The 21903-nt window shown below is 58.2% G+C and carries 18 protein-coding genes; 5 read left to right on the top strand and 13 right to left on the bottom strand.

Going from position 1 to position 21903, the window contains the following annotated elements:
- Positions 1-368 precede the first annotated feature (368 nt).
- The 13 genes from NGM07_RS24105 to NGM07_RS24165 form a co-directional block, all read right to left on the bottom strand.
- Positions 369-4691 carry a type IV secretory system conjugative DNA transfer family protein gene (locus tag NGM07_RS24105; RefSeq protein ID WP_253521739.1) on the bottom strand — a complete coding sequence of 1441 codons (4323 nt, stop codon included), beginning with the start codon at positions 4689-4691 and terminating at the stop codon, positions 369-371.
- Complete coding sequence (locus NGM07_RS24110; protein ID WP_253521745.1) at positions 4657-6864, bottom strand: VirB4 family type IV secretion system protein; 2208 nt, start codon at positions 6862-6864, stop codon at positions 4657-4659. Before NGM07_RS24110 ends, NGM07_RS24105 begins: the two co-directional genes overlap by 35 nt.
- Positions 6857-7978, bottom strand: a complete 1122-nt coding sequence (locus NGM07_RS24115; RefSeq protein WP_253521634.1) for a TraC-like domain-containing protein — start codon at positions 7976-7978, stop codon at positions 6857-6859. The genes NGM07_RS24110 and NGM07_RS24115 overlap by 8 nt, the downstream gene beginning before the upstream one ends.
- A 2-nt stretch (positions 7979-7980) precedes the next feature.
- The gene (locus NGM07_RS24120) at positions 7981-9096 is read right to left on the bottom strand and encodes a TrbL/VirB6 family protein (RefSeq protein ID WP_253521636.1); all 1116 of its coding nucleotides are present in this window, start codon (positions 9094-9096) and stop codon (positions 7981-7983) included.
- Between the two features lie 2 nt (positions 9097-9098).
- Positions 9099-9935: a hypothetical protein gene (locus NGM07_RS24125; RefSeq protein WP_253521639.1), complete on the bottom strand. Its 837-nt coding sequence runs from the start codon at positions 9933-9935 to the stop codon at positions 9099-9101.
- A 3-nt stretch (positions 9936-9938) separates the two neighbouring features.
- Positions 9939-11675 carry a DUF8186 domain-containing protein gene (locus NGM07_RS24130; RefSeq protein WP_253521642.1) on the bottom strand — a complete coding sequence of 579 codons (1737 nt, stop codon included), beginning with the start codon at positions 11673-11675 and terminating at the stop codon, positions 9939-9941.
- 28 nt (positions 11676-11703) lie between these two features.
- The gene (locus tag NGM07_RS24135) at positions 11704-12126 is read right to left on the bottom strand and encodes a DUF7985 family protein (RefSeq protein ID WP_253521645.1); all 423 of its coding nucleotides are present in this window, start codon (positions 12124-12126) and stop codon (positions 11704-11706) included.
- 6 nt (positions 12127-12132) lie between these two features.
- Entirely contained in the window at positions 12133-12381 is a 249-nt protein-coding gene (locus tag NGM07_RS24140; protein ID WP_049987855.1) for a hypothetical protein, read from the bottom strand.
- A 203-nt stretch (positions 12382-12584) separates the two neighbouring features.
- Complete coding sequence (gene xseB, locus NGM07_RS24145; protein WP_248653098.1) at positions 12585-12767, bottom strand: exodeoxyribonuclease VII small subunit; 183 nt, start codon at positions 12765-12767, stop codon at positions 12585-12587.
- A 2-nt stretch (positions 12768-12769) separates the two neighbouring features.
- The gene (gene xseA / locus NGM07_RS24150) at positions 12770-13822 is read right to left on the bottom strand and encodes an exodeoxyribonuclease VII large subunit (RefSeq protein ID WP_248653097.1); all 1053 of its coding nucleotides are present in this window, start codon (positions 13820-13822) and stop codon (positions 12770-12772) included.
- Between the two features lie 73 nt (positions 13823-13895).
- The gene (locus NGM07_RS24155) at positions 13896-14063 is read right to left on the bottom strand and encodes a DUF1931 domain-containing protein (RefSeq protein WP_248653096.1); all 168 of its coding nucleotides are present in this window, start codon (positions 14061-14063) and stop codon (positions 13896-13898) included.
- Positions 14064-14114: 51 nt separating this feature from the next.
- Positions 14115-15317: a cation:proton antiporter gene (locus NGM07_RS24160; RefSeq protein WP_248653095.1), complete on the bottom strand. Its 1203-nt coding sequence runs from the start codon at positions 15315-15317 to the stop codon at positions 14115-14117.
- Positions 15318-15380: 63 nt separating this feature from the next.
- A complete protein-coding gene (locus tag NGM07_RS24165; RefSeq protein WP_248653094.1) occupies positions 15381-15857 on the bottom strand; it encodes a cation:proton antiporter regulatory subunit in 477 nt (158 codons plus the stop codon).
- Between the two features lie 300 nt (positions 15858-16157).
- Between NGM07_RS24165 and NGM07_RS24170 the strand changes: the two genes are divergently transcribed.
- From NGM07_RS24170 to NGM07_RS24190, 5 genes are all read left to right on the top strand, one after another.
- Positions 16158-16556: a universal stress protein gene (locus NGM07_RS24170; RefSeq protein WP_253521648.1), complete on the top strand. Its 399-nt coding sequence runs from the start codon at positions 16158-16160 to the stop codon at positions 16554-16556.
- Between the two features lie 56 nt (positions 16557-16612).
- The gene (locus NGM07_RS24175; RefSeq protein ID WP_248653092.1) at positions 16613-17785 is read left to right on the top strand and encodes an NAD-binding protein; all 1173 of its coding nucleotides are present in this window, start codon (positions 16613-16615) and stop codon (positions 17783-17785) included.
- A gap of 115 nt (positions 17786-17900) precedes the next feature.
- Positions 17901-18302 (top strand): hypothetical protein, encoded by a 402-nt coding sequence (locus NGM07_RS24180; RefSeq protein ID WP_248653091.1) that lies wholly within the window; start codon positions 17901-17903, stop codon positions 18300-18302.
- A gap of 470 nt (positions 18303-18772) precedes the next feature.
- On the top strand, positions 18773-21226 hold the full coding sequence (locus tag NGM07_RS24185; RefSeq protein ID WP_248653090.1) for an amino acid permease: 2454 nt from the start codon (positions 18773-18775) through the stop codon (positions 21224-21226).
- Positions 21227-21793 (top strand): diadenylate cyclase, encoded by a 567-nt coding sequence (locus tag NGM07_RS24190; protein WP_253521651.1) that lies wholly within the window; start codon positions 21227-21229, stop codon positions 21791-21793.
- The last annotated feature ends 110 nt before the right edge of the window (positions 21794-21903 follow it).

Consider the following 21903-nt stretch of genomic DNA (forward strand, 5'->3'; position numbering starts at 1 on the left):
GGCTCGCACCGCTGATGAGCCCCGACAGAAACCACTCCACATCGATGCTCGATCCAATCCCTTGGTCCCAACGGGGACCCTCCGTTCTATACTAGTTGGTTTTTGCCGTAACAGATCATCTAAATCCGCGAAATCCTGGGTTTGAGGCTCCCGATGCGTGCATACGGCAAAATCTCTCCAGAATGCTTGTGTTACGGCATTTCGGTTGATTGCCGTAACCCCTTGCCGTCTGCTGATTTCGGTGCTGCGGAGACGATATGCCTCGGTGTTCCCGTAATGGGGGATGTATTTCCTGTTATGCAAACTCAAATTTGCATTTACGATATATTTGGCGCTGAGTGTGGATTGCATTGTATTCACCTCCAGCTCTATTCTGATTTGAGTGCAAGCCCCTCGTAGTATCGAACAGAGTCGCCGTTCTCACTGTCTGTGTTCCGCTCGAACGTGACATAGTTCCCGAGGCGACGACCGAACCAGGGTTTGCTATCTGTATCAATCCCGTGAGCTTCAGCCCACTGTTCGTAAATTTCGTAGACATCTCCGGCGGCTACTCTGCTTTGCGGGTCTTCGACGAGGTGTGTCTCTGCGAATCGCTCAACAACCGCCTCTGGATCATCAGCAATATTATCAATCGATGGCTGAGGTGCCTGCTGGATATGGTCAGCCTGTTCTCCTGTCGTTTCTTCGCACTCACTTGTGGTGACGATATCGAGTAAGGTGTCCATCGAGTACGTACCGTCAGTATCGTACACGATCGGGTTGCCTTCCTCAGGGAGAATGACGATAGCGTACGACGTGGGGCTATAATCGGGTGTCTGGAGTTCGGCTTCGGGGACGAATGGCTTCTTGACACGCACCCAGTCGTCCTCGAACGCCGATTTCGTCTCGTAGATGTGTTGCTCACCGTGCTCATATACGACGTACTCGTCGGCAGCGTGATCGTAGCTGTAGATGGCTGGAACACGATCTTTCGAGAGTTTTCCAAGCGACGGGAGGCGGATGTGTTCCGTCCCGCTGGCATCACGAAGGACAATCTCGTCGCCATCACGCTGCCAGATGTTCTGGGTCCCGTTCTCGTCGTCGGTCGCCGGTCGCACGGCCGTCACCCCACCTTCTTCGATTGCTCCGCCGTTGAACGTGAGATTCGAGTCAGTCGTGTAGAACCGCGTCTCGCTATTCTGGAGGGTGCGAACGGGTGGTGTGAGAATGCCGTTGACACGCTCGGCCCACTCAGTTTCGTCGTTTCCTGGTCGAACGACAAACAGCGGGATATCCCCTGCCTCTTGGGCCTTCCGGAGGTTCGTGAGTACCTTTGCGGGATTTTCGGGTGTTGTCGTTTCGACTTCGATGGCGAATCGATCGGCAACGTCGGGGTGGCTCGCCCTCGCGTCAGGTTTCTCGCTGCCATCCTGTGCGAGGATCGAGACAGTGAAGCCGAGTGCGGTGAGCTCTTCTTCGATCTGGAGGAGTGCTGCGTCGTGGGCACTCCCACCGGCGGCCTGCACGCTACCAGTATCGGGTGTCGAGACCTCTTCTCCGGCTTCAGTGAGCCGGATGCGGAGCTCGTCGGCGTCGATATCGACGGTCGTATCGAGGTATCGTGATCGTTCTCGAATGTCCGCGAGTGCATCATACGATGGCGGCTCGGCGTCGACGTCGTCGAAGAGCCGTCTGAGTTCGTCGTCAACTGCTTCGACAGCCACCCAGCCGTTCTCTTCACGGCAGCCCTCTCGAAGCTGAAGACTCCGAACCACCTTCGCAATCGCGACGTCCAGATCGTCACTCCCGATATCGAGCACCTCGTGTCCGTCGGTAGGTGGTCTCGTTGTTGAGGCGTCTGTTGCAGCCGGCACGCCGTGTTCGTCACTGATGTGCTCGTGCATCGAGGAGAGCGTCTCAGTGAACTGCTCCTCTTCACGCTCAGTGAGTGGGGATTCGCTCTCGGGGTGGCCCGGTGGAATCGGGAGTGGTTCGAGACTGAACGGATACGGCCCAGTTTCACCGAACGTCGGGCTTGGCAGGCTAGCGATCCACTCTCCGCGCGGTAACGAACGAATCCGATTGGCGAAATCCGCGGGGTCCATTTCTTCGTGGGCCATCGCTCGCGCCAGTTCCCGGTCGACGTTGATTTTCCCGATGAGCGAACTGCCGATGTTGTTCAGAGCGTTCAGGTAGATCTTCCGTCCGCCTTCGGCCTCCATCTGTTCGGGGAACTGCATCGACAGACCAACAGAGAGGCGAAAGCCCCGCCCTTTCTCGAGGAGATCGTTCATGATGTCGGAGACCACGACTGACGCTGCCTCGTCGACGAGCAAGTTCACGACATAGTCGTCCGGGTGCTCGGAGAGCGCTTGTTTGCGGTCCTTGAGGGCTGCATCGAGATTGGTCAGGATCACACCGGTCATAATCCGGGCGGCGTCATCGCGGAGGTCTCCGAGGTCGAAGAGGATGACCGTATCCTCGTCGAGGACATCCCGAAAGTCGAACTGGTTCTCGGTATTATTGAAGATCTGCCGTAGGTGCGTATCCTGTGAGATGTATGCAAGGCGGTTTCCGACACCGCCCATCACGTTCGCGAAGGTGTTCGAATCTAACTGGAGCTGCCGTCGAATCGTCCGCGTGACTTCCTCGTCGCTCGACCGTGGGGCGTCGCCGATGTTCTCGTTCGGTGGCCCGGCCTCCCAGAGCTGGTCGACGACGTGTTCGAGCTGTCGGTGGGCGAAGTAGTCCGTCGACGCTCGGTACAGCCCGTTTTCACGCCCGTATTCCTCGTCGAATAGTGTCTTGATGAGTGTCTTGATGAGAGTCGGGGCCACAGTCGCCCGCTCGTAGCGGTCGGTTCCCATCACGAGCTTCAAAATCTCTTCGTAGTGGTCGGCCTTCCGTTGGACGGCGTCTTCGCGGCGCCGTCCGCTCTCCATCGACGGTTCGAGATCGAAAAACGAGAACCCGGGGAGTACGTCCGGGATCGGGAAGTGGACGACGTTCTCTTCGAGGTCGGTCATTCCGAACCGACGCGCGTGAGCTCGCATATAATTCTGGGCCATATCGTCGTTCTTTGGGATGATGAGGATCGTCGGCCCCTCGGTGTTGTCGTACAGCGACAGCAGATCGTTGATGAGGGCTTTCGACTTCCCAGAGCCGGTTGTTCCGAACCGGCCGTAATGAGTGGGCAGCAGTCCGGGTGGAATGTGTGTCGGCACGTCTTCGGCCTCGCCGGTGTCGTCGAGGGCATACCCGATTGCCATTCCGTCTCGGAACTCACTCATGAGGTCCTGGTGAGGACGGGGCAACGGATTCCGACTCTGCTGTTCCGCACGCGTCCCACGTGTCCCCTCGACAGTAAGCTGTTCCGAGGAGGGGACGAGTACGAAGTTCGCGAGTTCTCGGCCACTCAGGACGAACTCCGGTCGGGTCGTCCCACGGCCGGTCGTGATCTCACGATCCAAGAGCCGCTGAAGCGCCGCTCGTGCGTTCCGTTCTTTCGTGGCTGCCCGGAAGCCGCTGTCGCGTAACCGTTCGGCCGCAACCTGGTAGTACGGCCCGTCAAGCGGGTCGAATACCGGGACAAGTGATTGCATTCGCTCATCGAGATCATCGTGACCGTCGTCACCGGATGGAATCCCGATTGCTCGGATGTTCGCGGTGAACGACCGCTTCGGATTTTTCGCCTCGATTGCCGCGACACGTTTTGCAACCGCGTCGCTAAGCTGGTTTCTATCCCGGCTCTCCGACTGATCGTCGAGTTCGAAGAGGGAGCCAATAATCTCCTGGGCGAGTGTGTCTCGACCGTCGATGACGTCCTCCTTGCGAAGATCGGCATCGGACTGCCAGCTCTCGCGTCGCTGGAAGACGACTTGGAACGCCACTGGTGCTGTCGCCTCCATCAGATGGTCGACGAGCGACGCGAGCGCACCACCTGGCTGATCGACGGCTGAGAGTTCAGCTTCGTCGTCGGCGGTGAATGGCGAGAGTGAGGTCATCCAGTCCTGCTTTCGAGCGGCCGACCCCTGCCACCGCACGCCGAGTGGGGAGACGGTCTCGGTCGCTGGCCGGGCAAGTATCGTCCCACCTGATGTTACCGTTGGTTTGGCAAGCGTCGTGAGTGGCTCATCCTCGGGAATCGCATCTGGTGAAGCGAGTTCGAGGGCAGTATCGCCGAACTCGATGATATGGTCGGCAGACTGATCGTCGACCGTCCCTCCATCCGCGACTGATTCGGCGTCTGCTGGCTCCGCTTGACTGTTGTCGTCAGTGCCACGTTCGTATAGCTCGTCAGAACCGAACTCGTACGTGAGCTCGTCCGATTCATAGTGATCGACGAATGTCTCTCGGTCGAATTCGACAGGCTGTACGAGTCGGGATGCGATGTCGATCTCGGAACGCTCGATGTCGAACGTCTCTGGATAGATCGACCGGAGTCGTTTCTCCAGGGTATCCAGATGGTCGTCGGCACCGTAGTAGAATTCGACGGGGTCGTCTGCACCCTCGCTCAGCGCGAGGAATTCGAATCGTAGCGGTGTTTCGCTATGCAGAGGATTGAGTTTGTCAACTAGCCCTGCCGAGTCCGCTGAGGTCAGTTTGTGAAGACTTTCCAGTGCCTGCGGTAGACGCTCCGGATTGAGGCGTTCGGAGGTTGGCGTCACGCGAAGGTACTCACGCATCGTCGCCACCTCCCGCAGCGCCACCATCTGTCTCTGTTGGCGTCCGCTCAGGTGTGAGTTGTCCGTTGTCGGTCGCTCGGCTTTCAATATCGTCCTGGAACGCCTGCACGTCCGCGTCCACAGCATTCTCGCCAGTACCGGGGAGCGAGGCTCGCCGTTGCTCGGTTGGCTCGAAGTCGATAACCTCCTTCTCCTTGGGCATCGCTTTGACCTTGATGCCGCGCCACTCGCCGTCGACGCCGACCAGTGCCTCGGAGAAGCCCGCATCTTCGTTTCCGGGGACGGCATCTTGGACGAACCGCATCTGCGCGTAGTTCAGCCCGAACTCGTCGGCCCACTCTTTGTCCATCCCGTCGAGGCGGTGGAACTGCTTGACCGCACACTGGTCGAGGATCGCCTCGGATTCGGCGTGTTCGAAGAACTCGTCGACGGTCTGGGTGACCAGGCGGATCGAGAGATCGTGGTGGCGGTGATGCCGGAACACCGTTTCGAGGAACGCCAGACTGGCGGCGTCCTGCATGATGTACCGTGCCTCGTCGATGTAGAACACGACCTCCTTGTCTGAGACCTTCGCTCGCTCGTACACCAGCGAGATCAGCAGCTGCATCGTCAGCGCCGTGCTGCTGTCGACGCTCCCCTCCTGCTGGGCGAGATCGAGGTAAATGACCTTCTCGTCCCGGATGTCGAAGTCCGACGCCTGACCAAGATTGGCGTGCCGCCCTTCATCTTCGAAGGGACGGAGCTGATCGAGCAACCACGTCGCGTCGTCCTTGATCTTCCCTGCCTCCTCGTCGGACCGGACGACGAACTCCTCGGGCTCGTCGACCATGTCCTCGAAGACGTCCATCATGTCCCGGATGGTCGGACTCGGGTTGTCGTGCGTAGAGATGTCGTCGGTGATACCCTTGCGCTGGTAGGCACGTTTGAGGGCGAGTTCGAGCGTGGTGCGGCGGTCTCCCAGTGAGATACCACGGAGCGCGAAGAAGTTCGTAAGGAAGCTCATCGCGTCGTCGAGCTTCTCGTTGAACGGGCTCGCGTCCTCACCCATCGCCCGCTGGACGTGTTCGGGCGTTTCCCGAATCTCCAGCGGATTGAGTCCGAGTGTCCCGCCAACCGTGATCCGCTTGGCGTCGAGGGCTTCCGCGACGCCAGCCCAGTTGTTCAGCGGTTCGAGGATGATGCCGATGCGGTCCTTGCTCTGCTCGATGGAGCGGATGAAGTTTTGTTTGGAGCTGAACGATTTTCCGGAGCCCGTGTCGCCGACGGTGAACATCGCGTAGCCGTTGTCTCGGGAGAAGGGATCGATGACGACGGGGCTCTGGTTGTCCTTGTGAATCCCGAACTCGACGCCGCCCTCCTCGAGGATAGTCGCGTTATGCGGCGACGCGAGCAGTGCGCCAACGGCTCCACCGAGGGCGATGGATTCGCGACCGAATTCGTTGTCGCCGATGGGTGCGGCGGACTGGAGGGCAAGGTCCTGGCGACAGATCGCGGTCTTCGGCGTGAGGTTCGCTGGATCATCGCGGAGAGCACTCTTGACCGTCTGGACGGAGTCCCTGAGGTCGTCCTTGTCGTCAGCGCGAACCGTGACGAACATCCCTTGGTCGAAGACGTTCGCGCCGTTCTCGACGGCCTTGTACGTCGCTGCGGCATCGTTGGCGCGCTCTTGGAGATAGGCGCTCCGGATACTCTGTTCGAGATCAGCGTCGACCTGGAGGTCGTCAGCGATGTCCTGCAGTTCGTTCCGGGCTCGCTCCTGATTTTTCGGCGTGATGTGGGCGGTGAGGTCGAACTCGACATCAGTCAGCTCGAAGAGGTCGCTCAGATACCCGTCGTTGGGATAGTCGGCATAGTTAGCGATGTACAGCGTCGTCGTCCACTGCTCGCCGACCCGTGCAGCTCGTGTTTCCCACTCGACAGCTCCGGGCGCGGTGACGGTCTTGTGCGACTCGGAGATATCATCGAGGAGTTGGCGTTCAGCCTCGCCTTCTTTGAGTGTCTCCTCGTCGAGGACATCCGTAAAGTCCACGTCTGGTTCATCATCCGCAGTGAAGCGGTCCCAGAGATGTTTGCTGCCGACGCCGAGGACGAGACCCACTACGAGGGCAAGTACTGCACCCTCTGCTGGTGTCAGGTTCTGGAGCCACCCGGCGGCGGGGCCAAGCGCGCCACCACCTGTCTGGAGGATCACGTTACGCATCGTGTGGGTCCTCCCGGCGCGAGTGGCCGATGATCGATTGGTCGCGAACAACACGTTCTGCCTCGTCGTAGTCGTGTTCGCGTCCGTTCCAGAAGTCCATATTCAGGACGAACAGCTCAACCGTGCTGAGCCGGCGTGCGGACCACCCCGACGCCTGCTGTATGAACTCGGAGCGAACGTCGTTGACGCGACTGTCGAGTTTCTCGAACATCTGGGCACGGCGCTCGACGTCGGTGAGGTCCTCGCGGCGGGTGACGAACGGGTTGAACAGGAACCCGATGACGGGGAACTGGGTCAGCTTCTCGGCAGGCGTTCCCTCGTCGCGGAAGCGGTCGTACACCTCTATCGGGCTGACTTCAACGCCGATGTAGTACCGGACCTGCTGGATGCCCCGGTCACGCATCTCCTTCGGACGGGTCTCCCGGTATTCTTCGAGGAGTTCCCGGAAGATCGGGTTCTCCGTGACGTCTTCGTCAGTGAGTCGGTCCTCGATGGTCTCGGTGATCTGCTCCACCGGAAATGAACGGGTTGTCGCGTGGAGTTTGAGCTTCGAGTCCAGCTCTTTGTTAGCGAATTCTTCGCCTGCCTCTTGGAGTTGCGCCCAGTCGTCGGACATCGCGAAGTCCATGTTGGCTGGATCGATCTCGATGAATGCCTCCATCGCGCCGTCTTCACGCTGGATGGCACCAGCGCCCGGCCACGCTCGCTTGATGTTCGTGAGGTCCTGCGTTCGCTCGTCCGGCTTGAACGGCGTGTAGTTCGCGAGTCCGCCCCCGTTGCGCTCTGACTCGTTGGTACTCGTGTCGGCTTCGGCGGGCGCACTGAACGTGACCCGGGGCCGTTTGAGGTACCGATAGACATCTTTCGTCCACGTCCAGGCATTCAGGTGGGTTGGTGAGACGTAGATGACGGCGACGCCAAAGCCAAGCCCGCCAGCAACGAACGGGAGGGCTAGTGATTCGATCCCGGTGAGGCCCGCGATAAACAGCCCAATAATGGGGAAGGCGATGAGCATACCGACGTCACCTTCCTCGATATTGAGATACGGGATGCGACTCTCCTCCCCGAACTGATCCATGATGCGCCGTGCGGCCGCGTCTTGATCTGCTGACATTGTTAGTGGATTCCTCGATCAAACTCCATCCCACGGTCGTCACTCGCCGATTCCGTTGTCGCTCCACCAGGGTCATTCTCTGTTCGACGGTACGACGGCGTGCCGCCATCGTTTCCTCCATGCCCACCGCGGGCAGCCGCTTTTTGCGCGACGGCGTGGCCAGCGGCGGCCTTCGGCCCCCACCGAGCGGCGGTCGTCGCGACGCCGGCGCCAGCGAGGTATCCACCGGCGGCGACACCGCCGACAAGTGCTGCGCCTTTTGTCGCACCGCCGACGACTTTGGCCGTCAACGGGGTCGCGTATTTGAACGTCTTCCACGTGATGTAGAGGGCGACCAGCGGGAGGGACGCCGCGACGAGATATTTGAGGAACGCTGTTCCTGGTGTGAGCGTTCCACCGCCGTAGATCAAATCGTATCCCTTGAGGACCATCGCTGCTGGGAGCGGGAGGACAGCCAACGGGACAAACCGTTTGCAGAACCCCATCGCGATATCGGATACGACCGGAATATTTCCGTAGGCCAGTGCAAATGCAACCGGCATTCCGTACAGGTAGACATAGAGCAGAATCATCCGGATGTAGAACAGCGCCTCCAGCGCCCACATCGAGATTCCACCAATCACGGCGAACAATAGCCCCAGTCCCGGGTTTGTGATAGATACTTCCAAGAATCCAAGCATCGCCTCCGTAACCGAGGAAAGCTCCGGCATCAGGGCGATAGTGAATCCGTCGACGAGATAGAGCGCGAGAGTCCCAATCCAGTACCATGTGATGATCAGAAAGGCTCCGACCCAGGCCGTCTTCTTCGTTTTTCGGGCTTCGTAGGCACTTCCGATATTGAAGATTCGAACCGTGTGACGCCCCTGGACGCTCATCACGAGGAGCAAAAGGGCGACCAGCATGATTTCGCCGCCGATGAGAGCATCGTGAATCGCTGGCCAGGGTGCATTGGTCGGTTCACCGAAGACAAAGGCCCCGTTCGTCTCTGGCGTGGGTGTCCCGAACATTCCCTCTGTCAGAGTCTCATACCCTGATCTGAGACCATCCATGAACAGCCCGATGAACCACTCAACGACGCCCTTTATCCCCTCAAGGACGACATCAATGAGATCGACCATCGCTATGCCTCAGTGATAGTGACCTCACAATCAGTCATATCGTCGGAACCAGTGTACTGAACGTTGTAGGTGTTTGAGACCTGATTTCCACCGACTCGTGTCTCAACGATAACAGTAAACTGGCCACTATTCCCGTCTGGGGAACAGCCCATCCCGTCCTCAGTTTCTGTGCCGAACGGAAACGAACTACTGAACAGGTCGGTCGTCTCCCCGGGGCCGATTACAACTTGTTCAGTTTCGTATATTCCACTGCCTCTCGGATTCTCAATTGGATTGGGGACATCTCCAGAGAATCGTAGTTCGACGGCAGCATCTGGACCGCTACCTGTATTTTCTACGGTGACAAACGCCTCCCCATTTTTCTTCCTATCTGTCTCGCTCTCACCATAGACTTCATCCCACGGCTTATCTGGTTTATTTCGATAGAGTCCAACATCCTGTATCTGAATCTCTGGACGGAGTTCAGTCGTGGTCTCAACTACTGTCTCCTCGCCTTTCAACGCGAGTACGCGATACTCACCGGGCGCATACGCGGTGCCGATCTCGAATGAGACCTGTTGAGCACCTGCGGCTACGTCACGTTTCCCGAATAGCTCGCCGTTCGGTTGGATGAGGTTGACCTGGTCGACGTCGGCCTCTTCGGAGAGTTCGACGACGAGTGTTGTCCCCTCGACAGCGATACGCGTAAGTGGGCCGTTGCCATCTGGAGAGGTCGTTCCGTCACCAGGTGTTCCAGAGCCGCCATTGTCGTTCAGACAGCCAGCGACGCTCACGAGGGCAGCACCTGCGACTGTTTGGAGGGCAGTTCGCCGACTGATGTGTGGGTGGTTTCTAGTCATGGACTATGGGTTCCGTTGGAAGATGTCTTCTGGACCGAGCATTCGGAGGAGCTGCTTGCCGGCGTAGAACATCACAATAAACGGGATGAGCTGCCAGCCGACCTCGAAAATGAACGCGAACCAACCGTCGATGGTGCCGAGTGGATGCCACCGAGCAGTTGCCGTCGCACTCACATACGCGGGGTTGTGCCCGAGCCACGAGCCTGGGTGGTACCGAGCCGTGTAGATACCCGGCTCGTCGATCGTCACGATCGCCACCCCGGAGGCGTTGGTCTCGACGCGTTGCTCCGCGACGGTGATGTAGCCGTTGCGAGTGTTCCCGCCGATTGGATATCGTCGGTCGGGATCGCTGAGCACGATTGGTGCGCTGGTATCGTTGTCCCGGAGTTCGATGCGGAGTGTGGCTTGGCTTTCGTTCTGCTGGAGAACCTCAACAGTCAGATTACTGCGCCGGAGTTGCCGCTCAGAGCCAGCGTCAGGTGCCACAATCGAGGCGTTCACACCCCGCACGATTCCCGCTACCTGGAGCGCGTCGCGGTCGACTGTCTCGGCACGAACTGCGACGCCGTACGTCGTCGTGTACGACTGGTTGACGATGTCGATGTTGATGTTCTCGCCGAGAGTGCCGACCGGAGACGGTCGGTCAGTGCCCCAGGTGTCGATAATCTCTGGGCCATCGCGAACTGGTTCAGCCCTCGGGCCGATTCGCGACGGGTACGCGTGAACATAGACCGGAATCGCATCCGACTCGACGGTGGCGCTGTCGGTCCGATTCGACCGGACGAGCGTATCCCAGTTGGTGTTCCGAGCCGTGTAGAACCGCCAGACGCCTCGAACCCGTGCCTCACCGTCCTTGGTGAGGGTGTACCCCTGCCACGGCCGCGACTGGAAGATGGCCACGCCGGCGTCGCCGTTCGGGTACTCGGCGTAGTAGGGGTACGCCGAGAGATCGTAAATCTCGACGGCAATCGAATCGGAGACGTTGCGTGACTCCGTCCGGTAGGTGACGTCGACGTCCGTCCGGTCACCCAGGTCGGTCCTGACGGTCTTCTTCAGACGAACGCTGATCTCTGCTTCTAGCGTGAGATTCGCGCTCCAGTCGTCCTCGATCTGGTAGTCGAGGGCAGGCGTATGGGACCCGTCACGCTCGGCGATGGTCTCGCTGTTCTTCTTCAATCGGACCTCGTCGATCTCGTGCTCGGTGAGCGACCACGAGATAGTCGTGTTGCCGGAGGAACTCCCGTTGGGCACGCGAACCCGGTAATCAACGAATCCGCGCATCGTCCCATTCGGCGCGATGTACAACGGTGTCTCTCCGGACTCCAGATGCCCTCGGGTAGAGGGTTGGACCGCGAAGATGGTGGCGTGGGCATCCTCGATGAAGACACCGTCCTCAAGGTCCGCGTGCGGCGGATGCATGGACGTATCTGCCCCGCCAGCGTCGAGGTCTTCGAAGTCGTTCCGCGTCCACGTTGCCGCAGTCTCCGGCGGCCGTTTGAACGTGATATCCGTCCCGTTTGCTACTTGATGAACAGCGGACCGGTCCTCGCCGTATCGCTGCTGGTACTCCTCCTGGCTGATGTAGTTGTCCGCGTCGCGAGACCACAGCGTCGCTGATTCATTCGCAGTGAGTCCATTCCCCTCCGTGCCTGGCCGTGGTGGGCTTGCAGTAACGAGACCCGTGACTAGGCTCGTCACGAACAGGGCGGCCATAAGCACGGAGAGCTCTCGTTGTTTCATGGGGGCTTGCGACGGGGGCGGTAGTCGCCTACCAGGGGGCGAGGTCGACGCACTGCGCCAGCGGGAGGTTCATCATCGACCCGGCAACGGTGTAGAGTGGTCCAAGGGCGACGAGAACGACCGTAGACTTCATCGCCGACCGCTTGTGACGCTTGAGACCCTTCTTCTGCTCGGGCGTGATAGTGAACATCTCGATGAGGGAGTCGGCCTGCCACACGACCGCGAGGCCGACAATACCCAGCGCCGTGGTAAGCTGGAAGAAGCCCTCGATCATGCTGGGGAGGTTGTCTGCGCTACAGACGGCGTTCGTCTGTGCGGCGGCGGGTTCCACAGCGAACAGACTCAGGACGACGACGATGAACACAGCTTGCTTGGGAAGCCTACTCGATGCTGTCGGCTGACTTTCGGCGCGATTCGGGGCCGTCTCGGAGGGCGTATTGTCCTGTGACATAGCGGGTTACTCCTCTGCGTCGTCGACGAGTGCTTTCAGATCAGCGTAGCGGTTGGTCTCGTCGACGATCTCGTCTTTCGTGTAGCCCTGTTCGCGGGCCCGTTCGAAGAGATCTCGAAGCTCGTCGGGGTCGACGTCACGAAGCTCCATCTCGTCTCGGAGGGCGCGCCGATAGAGGGCGGAACCGTTGATATGGCTGTTCCACGTCAGATACAGATCATCGATGTCTTCGATGGTGACTGCCCGTGTGATCATATGTGCGGGGTGGGTATGCACCGGTTGAGCCCCGGTCCATGGTGGTGCGATAGCTAGAAGATCGGTATATGCTTTCTGGCTACCAACTGGCGCAAAATTCTAAAGTAAATTATAATCGGAGAGCTCGTTCACCTTGCAAGGAGACTATTAACCAACAATGGGGTTAGCTGCGGTTGACTGTTGGTTAAGGTTGGTATGGCACTCTACTCGAGTTCCACGACGTCTCCACGCCCGTTGTCGAGGATTTCTCGCACCTCGGCCAAGAACTCTTGACCTTCCTCGTGGAGCCTTGTGCCTTCATCGAGGTCACACTCGTCCGCATCGAGCTGCTCAATGATTTCCTCGACACGGCTCAGCCGATCGTGGATCTCTTGGTCGTTTGCCACGCTCAGATCACCCCCAGCCACAGTCCGGTAATGACCAACAACAGCAACAGCAGCACAGCGATTGCGGCCTTGTAGTAGATCGGCGGAACCCCCTCAGGTGCGGCCGCCTCGTCGACTGCTTCGACGAGTTCCTGTTCGTGTTCGTGCTCCTGCTGGAAAGTTTCGTACGCAGCCTCGAGTTGCTGCTCCAGCGGTTCGACCTCACTCGCAAGGAACTCCTCGCGAGAACTCACGATATACTCGCCGGCGGCCGTCGGCGTGATCGTCGCGACATCCGCCACCTGATCAGCGATTAGCTGGTCATCAGTGTGCCCAATTGCGGTGATGATCGGCGTGTTCGCGGTGAAGATCGCCTCCGCGACCCGCTCGGTGTTGAAGGCTTGGAGGTTCGAATCACTCCCGCCGCCGCGACCGACGATGATCGCGTCGACGTCCTCGGAGCGGTCGAGGTGGTGGATGCCGTTCGCGATGGACGTCGGCGCCTCCGATCCCTGGACAGTCGCGTCCTTCACCAGGATATCGGCGGTGGGGTCCTGCTCGTGGATCGCGTTCTGGATGTCGTACTGGGCGTCCCCCCGGAGAGAAGTGACGACGCCGACCCGCTCCGGGAACGCCGGTGGTTGTTGTTTCTGCTCGTCGTCGAACCAGCCACGCTCTTCGAGTTCGCTTCGCAGTCGCTCGACTGCGGCCGCCTGGTCGCCGTCGCCGACGACGATCACTTCCCACGGTTTGAGGTCGATTTTCCCACCTTCGACCCAGTAGTCGATATCGCCCTCGAGGATGACCTCGGTGCCGTCTTCGAGCTCGGCGTCCATATCCCGGTAGCGGTTCGCCCAAATCATACAGGGGAGTTCAGCGTCGCCGTCGGTGAGCGTGAAGTAGAGCGCCGTACTGTTCTGGTGGAGGTCAGTGACTTCGCCAATACCGCGGACACCGTTGAGGGCAGGCATCTCCTCGACGATAGATGCAATCCGGTCGTTCAGCTGTGACACGGTGAGGACCTCTCTCGCATCGGGTTCGACCGCCTGCCGTTCGGTTTCCGGTGCGTCCGCCATCTCCGTCTACTAACTCTTGCCAGGAACCTCAAAAAGCTACGTTCGAGTGATGGGTCGGCTGTGTTACGCAGGCCTACAGGTCGCGGGGCTGAACCGTCTTCCGATCGTTGGCCTCAGCACGCTCTGCGGCGTCGTCGAGCAGTTCGGCGACCTCTTCGTTGAGGCCGTCGTAGAAATCTGCCGACACGTTGTGCTTCGACAGTGCATCCTTCACAGCTGCTTTGACGATCAGGTCAGACATTCCATCCTGGAGTTATCTTGTTCAGCATATAAACGTTGAAGAACTACGGTGTTACTGACGAAAGAGGGAGCGTATAAGTGTTGTCGAAAGGCGATCGGCGTTCCGCATCAGTACCGTCCCTATGATACTCGTTAGGAGAACGTACCCAACGGTGAACGCCGGGATCGTCTCTCGAAGCGCAGAGGTGGTACCTGCTGTTACGAGGAACGCAGCGATGACGAGCGAGAACTCGCCGCGGGGCGCTAATGCACACCCAACCCGTACTGACCGATGACGATCCAATCCGTACGCCCGTCCAGCGAAGAACCCACTTACGAGCTGTCCGCTTGTGGTAACAACGACTGCGACGAGAACGAATCCAAGTGTTGCCATCAACAATGCCGGGTTCGTCTGTAATCCGATCACGAAAAAGAACATCGCGGCGAAGAGATCCCGAGTGGGCGCGATGAGCCGTTCAATTCTATCTGTGTGTCTCGTTCGGCCGAAAGCAGTCCCAACGAGAAACGCAGCAACAGCTTCACTGACCCCCACCATGAGCCCGGCACCGGCGACAATAGCTCCAACACCGAGGACACCGATGACGAAGATTTCGGTTGAGCCCACGCCGAAGAGCCGTTCGAGGATTCCTGCTCCGTAATACGCTGCGCCAAGCAGGAGGAGCAGAAACAGTATCGATTGACCGATGGAGAGAACAACGGTTGATGCATCCGTGCCACCAACTAAGAACACAGAGAGAAGAGCGAATCCGAGAGCAGTCAGGATATCCTCGATAACAATAACACCGAGAATCGCCTGACTCTCCGGATCTACGATCCACCCGAGATCGATGAGCGATTTCGCGATGATGACCGTCGAAGAGTTGAAGACGATCAGGGCGATGAACCCTGCTTCTAGCCAGGTAAACCCGAATGCGAGCCCGAGAGCGATACCGAGTGGGAGACTAATCCCGATATCGACGGCACCGGCACGCAGGAATCTAATGCGGTTCGTGAAGAGCTGTTCGAGGCTCAGTTCGAGGCCCACGAAAAACAGAAGCAAGACGACACCCAGGTCAGCCAGCAGTCTCACGATATCTGGACTGTCTATGAGAGTCAACGAGATACCGCCGAGCGACGGTGCGTATGGACCAATGAGAATTCCGACGATGATGTACGCAGGAATAACAGACTGCTTGTATCGAAGTGCCAGCGCTCCTGCCCCCGCGAGCAACAGGAGGAGGACACCGGCCGTAAAGAGAAGATTGAACTCGACCACAGTGGGCTACCTGACTTCGGGAGAGATGAAAGGCGTTGTCTCTCTTGCCGGCTCGCTCGACAGCTACGCTGTTAGGAGTTCATCGAGGGCGTCGTATGCCTCATCAGTCCCGACCACAACGAGCATATCTCCGGCCTGAATGTCGGTGTCCGGGTCTGGATTCGATATTGTCCGGTCACCGCGCTGGATTGCGAGAATCGAGACTCCTGTGCGACTTCGGAGCTGTGTCTGGCGAATGGGCTGATTTGCAATTGGCGATGTTTGCCCGACTTCGATCCACTTGATGCGAGCATCTTCAAAGGCGTCCTCGAGGCCTTCCCCGACCGGATGGAAATATGTCCCATCGAATATCTCCGCGATTTTTCGGGCCTGTGACTCGGTCGCTTCGAACAGTTGCTCACTGTCACCATCGGCGTCTTCTCGCCAGTAGGTCTCCCGACGGCCGTTGTTATGCACCACGATGACGAACTCACCACCGGTCGGGAACGATAGAGTATAGCGACGACCGACGCCTGGAAGCTGGGTTTCGAAGACCTTCATTGAGCGGGTATTCGCAGGAGATACATATTGGCCTTCGGGTCAGTGATACGAGCACTTTTCTCGCATCTATCCGAACCACCGAGTGTGTATGGGTACTCGCCGAACACCGCCGACTATCTGCCCGGACTGTGGGGCCGAGGATTCGTACCGGCCACGGTATACAACGGGAGGAGGCTGGCGGGTCTCACACTATCGATGTCTCCGCTGTGGTCGAGAATTCTATCCCCATCGTGAGTAGTCGATATCTCAGTCAGGAAGGCACCTCCATAGTTTTGCCGTCGCTCTGCTAAGTGAGGAGCTATGAACGTCCTCATCCCGGTCCGTTTCCCTCTTACCGACCGGAACAAGCGTGCGCTGGAACGTGCACTCTCGCTTATCGATGACGATCCCATGGCGTTGGTGACAGTCCTACATCTGAATTCGCATCCGGACGATGAACGCGTGACTCGTCGTGATCTCAGGACTGTCGTTGAGCGTGAGTATGGAGACGTTCGGGCTGACTACATTACTCGTGATGGCTTTCTCATTGAAGAGGCAGTCCTGGAAGAAGCGAGTCGTGAAGAGATTACCCACGTAGTCATTAGCGAAGCGCGCCGCAGGAAGTGGGTCGATTCACTGCTCGAACTGCTTGATGTCAGTGTGGATATCGAGAGCTATCTCCGAGCGAATTTGGATATCGAACTCGTCGTGGTACCCTGAGTAACGCCATCGAGTTTAGTCTTTAAATTACGTCTCTGCATATCAGTCAGTACTTCATGTCCCTGTACTCGCGGTGGAGTCAGTACGGAGCTCGGCTTACAGTTATACTCACACTCGCGGTAGCGCTCCTCTCAGTCCTCACAGGTATCGCAAATATCGGAGCACAGAGTGTCGTTGGGCCACTTGCAGAGTTCATCCCACCAGCGATTCAACGCACTGCGGGGTTTACGGGCGCGCTCACTGGTTTTCTCATTCTCATCAGTGCGTTCGGGCTGCGTCGAGGGCTCCGTGTTGCTTGGTACTCGACTGTCGTACTGCTTCCGATCACCGCGCTCCAGGGATTGATGCAGTCCAGTCCCCTGTCGTTCCCGCTAATTGTCCTCTCACTCCTCGCTCTTCCAAATGTTCTGGCGAACCGACGTCACTTCGACCGCGAACTCTCGTTTTCGATATCACAACTGACGGCTTTGGCCGCGATTGTCGGTGCACAGATCTACGGGACGGTCGGGACCTATGCACTCCGAGACGAATTTGCAAATATCACCACGCTGGTTGATGCGTTCTACTACACGCTGGTGACTGCCAGCACCGTCGGGTACGGGGATGCTGCACCGACGACCCAGAGTGCCCGCCTCTTCGGGATGTCGGTTATCGTGATCGGGACCACGAGCTTCGCACTCGCACTCGGGACGGTCCTAGGCCCTGCAATTGAAGCCCGTCTATCCCGTGCACTCGGACGAATGACGGACTCACAGCTCGAACTCCTCAGCAATCACATCCTCATTCTCGGATATGGCGACCTCACCGAGGCAATCCTCGAGGAGTTCTCGCAGGATATTCGAGACGGAACCGAGATTCTCGTGATAACGCCAGACAGCGATAACGCACAACACCTCGCTGAGCGGGATTTCAACGTGCTGACTGGCGACCCCAGCGATGAGGAAACCCTTCGGAAAGCGCATATCGAGGAAGCTCGAGCGATACTCGTCGCGACGAACAACGATGCTGAAGACGCGCTCTCCGTCCTTACCGCGCGAGATTTGAACACCGAGGGTTACATTGTTGCTGCAGCGACGAACCGTGAGAATATCGGGAAGCTAAAACGGGCAGGGGCAGACACCGTCATCAGTCCGCAGAGTATTGCGGGCGAAATCCTCGTCCGATCGGCGTTGAATCGGCAGAGTATGGACGAGATGGACGAGTTAACGACAGAGTTTCTCGACGAATAGCACAATCCTGTCCAAGATACATACGGACCGCTCATCGATACTCTTGTTCGATGTTACAAGCTGTTTTAAACACGGGATGTGAATTCGGTCTCGATAAGCGGAGTCTCAACCAGATATGGAACCGCCCCGGTCAAGAGTCGTTGAGATCGCAACCCTCCTCGAGAGATATCTCGCGCTCTCCGTCTATATCGGCGTTCGAGGAATGATATTTTTTGGGAGCTGGTTTATTCTGTATACCATTATTGGACTATTTGTAAAAATGTCTGGGTGGTTCGACCCACCGTATCCTCCATTATCACTGGAATCTGACCCATTCTTCGTCATCGGAGGCGCAATTGTGGGGTTATTCGTCGTTCAGAGTGCTGGTTCGTTCTTGCTGTATCATTTCCTCGTTGGGGTCGAGGACGAGAAGTCAGAGTTCGCAGTCCTGATGGGATTCATCAGTCTTGGATTCGGTGGCGCACTGCTTCGAGTGACCCTCCCTCCTGCGCTTCGAATGGTCTCAAGCATAGTATAATCCGGAATTAATTCGTATCCTCACCAATTGACGGTGAGGACCTGACTGGTATCAGACCACAACGTCTTTTCTCGGAGAAGTCGGAGGACCTACCAGTCATCTAATTGGACAGCCAAACTGTATTGGACTCCTGGCTTGAGCACTATGTTGGGACTCAAGAACGATTCCGTATGCTGCTCGGCAACGATGAGTGCTCTCTTCGCGGGTCAACCGAGGTGGGAACCCAATTCTCCAGTTCCTTTGCATACCAGGCCAGTGATCCTATCTCGTTCTGAGCCGTAGGAGTTGTTGAACTCTGTCACTCTCTGACACTTCATGCGTCTGGGACTTACGGAGATTCTCATAGGGCCATCCGACTTGATCACAGTATCGCCAGTCGCGTTGTCGGGGTATTGTCGCGTGGACTCTCGTTCTGGTCGCCGTAGGATGCAGTATTTACTTATTTATAACTGGCATACAGCCACGCTAGTATGGCCGATGATTCAATTTCGTCTTCTACTCAGGCAGGGGGTGGGCAAAGCGTAACCGAAGAACTCAATCCGGAAATCGGGCTCCTCGGCGCGCTGGCGATCGGCGTGGGGACGATGATTGCCGCTGGCATTTTCGTTCTGTCCGGCCTCGCCGTCGAAAAGGTCGGTGCCGTCGCTATCCTCTCGTTTCTTATCGCTGCGATAGTCGCCGCGTTCACCGCCGCCGCCTACGCCGAATTCTCCTCCATCTACCAGGAGAGTGGGGGCGGATACATGTACACCGCTAACACCTTCGACAACAATCTCACCTACATCATGGGATGGACGATGATTCTCGGCTATCCCGCGAGCGCCGCCTTCTACCTCGCTGCGTTCTCTGACTGGTTCTACCGGTTCATCTATCCCGCTCTGAGCATCCCCGAGGCAATTCCGTTCTGGGTCCCGGGAATCGTCATTCTCTCTTTGCTTGTGCTCGTCAATATGCGCGGCACAGAGGAATCCAACCAGTTCCAGATCATCGTCACCGGCCTGAAGGTCGCGCTGTTGCTGTTGTTTCTCTACGGTGGATTACAGGCGCTGGATCCGGCGGTCATCCAACAGTCAGTCACAGAGAACATTAGCGAGTTCGCCAACATCGGCCTGACCAGTGCCCTCGTGTTCATCACGTTCTTCGGCTTCTCCGCGATCGCCACCAACGCCGAGGAAATCAAAGACCCTGGTGACACTATCCCGAAAGCGATCTATCTCAGCATGGGGATTGTGACGGTCATCTACACGCTGGTCGTGCTGGTGATCGTCATCGCCGTCAACAGTGATGCCTTCGTTCAATTCCTCGCAGCGAATGTTGATCTCGGTGGCGTGGACGCCGCCGAATACATCGCTACCCATGGAGAGGTATCGATGGGGTACGCGGCTCGGTTCTTCCTCGGATTGCCCTACAACGCCGGGTTCTACGTGATTATCGTCGGGGCACTGTTCTCGATGCTGTCGGCTGCAAATGCGACGATCATGGCCGGGTCGCGCGTGAAACTGGCAATGAGTCGCCGGAACCACCTGCCACGAAGCCTCGAGGCGATTCATCCGAACTGGGGGACGCCGTACAAGACGGTGCTCATGACTGGGGGACTCATCTTCCTGTATATCTTCGTGTTCGCGGTGTTGTTCGGCGAGACCGGTGGCTCCCGCCCGCTGTTCGGTATACACCTCGGGATCGAGGGGCTCGCACAGTTCGCTAATTTCCTGTTGATCACTGGTCTCACGGTCGTCAACGTCGCGTTAGTCGTCAACCGTCGCAAGTATCCTGACATCAACCGTGGCTTCCGGGTCCCGCTGGTCCCGATCATCCCGGCGATTGCCGTCCTCGCTAACCTCGTGCTCATCGGAACCATCGTCACCGATACGGTCGGACAGTACGCCGTCGCACTCGGGGTTCTAGCGGAGGTTATCGGCGTGGGAATCTGGTTCGCCTGGAAGAGTCGGACACCGTCAGTCGAACAACTCGAGGAGGAGACACCGACGGCTGTCGCCGAATATACGGCTCCTGGTAACGGCTATCAGATTGTCGTCCCGATTGCGAATCCACGGAATGCACCCCAGTTAATGCGAACTGCGACGACACTCGCCAATGAAAACGACGGCGAAGTGCTCGTCATGAGTGCGGTCACTGTTCCCAACCAGACGCCGCTCTCGCGTGGACGTGAACGGACCGGCGAGAAGCGTGCCGTCCTCGACCAAGCGATGGATATCGCCGAGGAGGAGGGAGTTCCCGTCAGCGGGACGATCAGGATTGGCCACCACGCCGCCGACGCCATCATCAACACGGTCGCCCAGCACGGCAGCGACGCCGTCCTCGTCGGATGGGGTGGCGACCGGTCGAGCGATAGTGACGTCGTACTCGGCTCTGTCGTCGATCGTGTTGTCGCCGAAGCCGACTGTGACGTCTTCGTCGAGCGGATCGGGATAGAAGCCGACGGCGATCTCGATTCGATCCTGTTACCGACGGCGGGTGGCCCACACGCCGAACTGGCAGCCGAAACGGCCGCCGCGCTCGCCCGCGGAACTGGCGCGACAGTGACGTCCGCCTACGTCATCGACCCCGACGCGTCCGACGCGGAATACGAGCGGGCACGCTCGTTGCTCGCTTCGGCGACCGAGGCGTTCGAAACCGGTGGAGCATTCGAGACAACCCTCCTAGAAGGAGAAGACGTGGTGGCGACCTTGGTTGAGGCGAGTGCAGATCACGACCTCACCATCATCGGCGCGACGCGGGAAGGCGCGTTCCAGCGGTTCCTGTTCGGCACGATTCCGGAAACGGTCGCCATGCGAGCGTCTAACACGGTCATCATGGCCAAGCGGAACCTAGACGTGCGGTCGCGACTTCAACAGTCGATCGACATATTACGCGAGCGTCTGACTGGGCAGTCAAACACGATGGAGCAAGGTGGGGAGGAATAAATGTCCGAGCCGGATGCGGATCCGTTGCGCGTAGAGTACACGACAGTTGGTGAACTCATTGACTTCATCATATATGCGATCGAGGATATTAGTCTCGAATTCGAGAGGTGGGGCGAAGAGCACGTTCGGGGACCGGGGTTGTACTTCGTGGTCGTGGCAGGGGTGCATTCTGGCGCGTATGCGGACCCACTGGGCGAGAACGTCTGGCCGACCGAGACCTGTCGGGTCGTCACGGAGAATCTCGACGGATTCGTCCAGGCAGCGCGAACGGTCGGCCATTCACGCGACGGCGCGGTTGTCGTCAGTACGGACGGAACGGTCCAAGAGCAGATGGTCCGGATCAAAAGTCCGAATTCCGACGAAGCGGAGGCGGCAGACACCTCGATCGACTACGGTGACTGGATGGGAACGAAGCACTTGAGCGCAATCGAGGTGTCTGTCCGTGAAGAAGTGGTCGCGGCTGTGACGCTCAGTGAGGAAGACGGTCGTATGACACTCTTTGAGGACGGGGATTACAACGATTATCAGCGCGATGAGTTAGGTGGTGAGTGGCGTCCTTCGGGTTGATTCAGACTCTTCAAGAACATCCTTCCTTAGAAGATTCGACCCGGAATGTCGAGAACGACTTTTTTGTAGGGTTCGCCCTTTAGTCACGTCTAATGAGTACATTGAGGGAG

The organism is Halorussus vallis (assembly GCF_024138165.1).
GTDB classification, from domain to species: domain Archaea; phylum Halobacteriota; class Halobacteria; order Halobacteriales; family Haladaptataceae; genus Halorussus; species Halorussus vallis.

Bases quoted from the DNA above. Each gene is read 5' to 3' on its own strand.
- NGM07_RS24140 (WP_049987855.1), bottom strand. From the start codon at position 12,381: ATGATCACACGGGCAGTCACCATCGAAGACATCGATGATCTGTATCTG.
- NGM07_RS24130 (WP_253521642.1), bottom strand. From the start codon at position 11,675: ATGAAACAACGAGAGCTCTCCGTGCTTATGGCCGCCCTGTTCGTGACG.
- NGM07_RS24190 (WP_253521651.1), top strand. From the start codon at position 21,227: ATGTCCGAGCCGGATGCGGATCCGTTGCGCGTAGAGTACACGACAGTT.
- NGM07_RS24180 (WP_248653091.1), top strand. From the start codon at position 17,901: ATGGAACCGCCCCGGTCAAGAGTCGTTGAGATCGCAACCCTCCTCGAG.
- NGM07_RS24165 (WP_248653094.1), bottom strand. From the start codon at position 15,857: ATGAAGGTCTTCGAAACCCAGCTTCCAGGCGTCGGTCGTCGCTATACT.
- NGM07_RS24110 (WP_253521745.1), bottom strand. From the start codon at position 6,864: ATGCGTAACGTGATCCTCCAGACAGGTGGTGGCGCGCTTGGCCCCGCC.
- NGM07_RS24125 (WP_253521639.1), bottom strand. From the start codon at position 9,935: ATGACTAGAAACCACCCACACATCAGTCGGCGAACTGCCCTCCAAACA.
- NGM07_RS24120 (WP_253521636.1), bottom strand. From the start codon at position 9,096: ATGGTCGATCTCATTGATGTCGTCCTTGAGGGGATAAAGGGCGTCGTT.
- NGM07_RS24170 (WP_253521648.1), top strand. From the start codon at position 16,158: ATGAACGTCCTCATCCCGGTCCGTTTCCCTCTTACCGACCGGAACAAG.
- xseA (WP_248653097.1), bottom strand. From the start codon at position 13,822: ATGGCGGACGCACCGGAAACCGAACGGCAGGCGGTCGAACCCGATGCG.
- NGM07_RS24135 (WP_253521645.1), bottom strand. From the start codon at position 12,126: ATGTCACAGGACAATACGCCCTCCGAGACGGCCCCGAATCGCGCCGAA.
- NGM07_RS24155 (WP_248653096.1), bottom strand. From the start codon at position 14,063: ATGTCTGACCTGATCGTCAAAGCAGCTGTGAAGGATGCACTGTCGAAG.
- NGM07_RS24185 (WP_248653090.1), top strand. From the start codon at position 18,773: ATGGCCGATGATTCAATTTCGTCTTCTACTCAGGCAGGGGGTGGGCAA.
- NGM07_RS24105 (WP_253521739.1), bottom strand. From the start codon at position 4,691: ATGGTGGCGCTGCGGGAGGTGGCGACGATGCGTGAGTACCTTCGCGTG.
- NGM07_RS24175 (WP_248653092.1), top strand. From the start codon at position 16,613: ATGTCCCTGTACTCGCGGTGGAGTCAGTACGGAGCTCGGCTTACAGTT.
- NGM07_RS24115 (WP_253521634.1), bottom strand. From the start codon at position 7,978: ATGTCAGCAGATCAAGACGCGGCCGCACGGCGCATCATGGATCAGTTC.